This is a genomic window from Cryobacterium sp. MLB-32 (genome assembly GCF_000738085.1).
Lineage (GTDB): Bacteria > Actinomycetota > Actinomycetes > Actinomycetales > Microbacteriaceae > Cryobacterium.
Genome location: NZ_JPRS01000769.1, coordinates 1 through 1,033, shown reverse-complemented (window position 1 = coordinate 1,033; position 1,033 = coordinate 1). Strand labels below are relative to the sequence as shown.

Below are 1,033 nucleotides of genomic sequence, written 5' to 3'. Positions count from 1 at the left end.
ACCACGACCCAGCCGCGAACTGCCCTATACGGGATATTGCCGTGAGGTGAGGCGAAGCGCGCACCAATTTCCATCGTGCGCAGCAGGAGGGTGAACGAGTGTGCGGCACCGATGCTGCGGGTGACGAATTCCAGGAGATCCGAGTGAGCGAGCCTCGGAAGGTTGTGACCCGTCGGATCGGTATGAAAGTAGACCAAGCCGCCATGCTCCTCGGTCACGGTGAGTTCGTGGGTTCCATTGCCGTGGCGGCTCCCCACGAGTGCGGCCACGAGCATCTCCTGATTGTCACGCCGAACGCTGGAACGGTCGCATCCTGTACAGGCGAGGGCATACAGGGGCAGCGGTCCATGCTCGATGTACGCAGCATTGGGCGTGAGACTTGCGTCCGAATGGCAGTATGGGCAGGTAATCCTCATGGGGTTGCTCCTCAATCGCTCGGCGTTGTGACGCACTGCGTCCTGTCTGGACGCAATGTTCGGCGCCCGATTGGCCCTATTTCGTCAATGTATCAGCGGGTTTCGCACCCCACAGTCGGCATGAATGAGGACACCGCATCCCCCTTTCGGGGATCGCGCATCCGTCCGGTCGATCCCGTCGCCGGTCGAGGCGCGACGAAGGGCCGCCCAGTCCGCCGGTCGAGGCGCAACGGAGGGCCGCCCCTTTCGCCGGTCGAAGCCCCGTTGGTCGAGGCGCGACGAAGGAGCGATCGAGACCTCGTGACGTGGCTCGTCCCTTCCGTTGGTCGAGGTCTCGGGTCCTGTTGGTGGGGCGACGCGCCCGGGACGTCGTGAAAAGGGGGTCTGATTTGCGTGGTTGGGGGATTGGCCGTAATGTCATCTAAGTCGCCCCACAGGTGCGGAAAGCTGCTTAGCTTACCGGCCTCATGCGGGACCAAATCCCAAGTTTAGATAGCCTGCTTTTGTGGTGTTGTTTGGCTTGATGAAGTTTCATTCTGCGCCTTTGGGTGTGGGTGGGGCTACACGAAATTAGTGAAGTGCTCCAGTGCAATGGCCTTGTGGTCGGCGGCTGGGTG

At 61.6% G+C, this 1,033-nt stretch carries 1 protein-coding gene; it reads right to left on the bottom strand.

Annotation, left to right across the window (positions count from 1 at the left end; all coding sequences use genetic code 11):
- Positions 1 to 416: hypothetical protein (locus tag JF66_RS21295; protein ID WP_156110003.1), on the bottom strand; the 416-nt coding region annotated here is incomplete at its 3' end.
- Between the last annotated feature and the right edge of the window lie 617 nt (positions 417 to 1,033).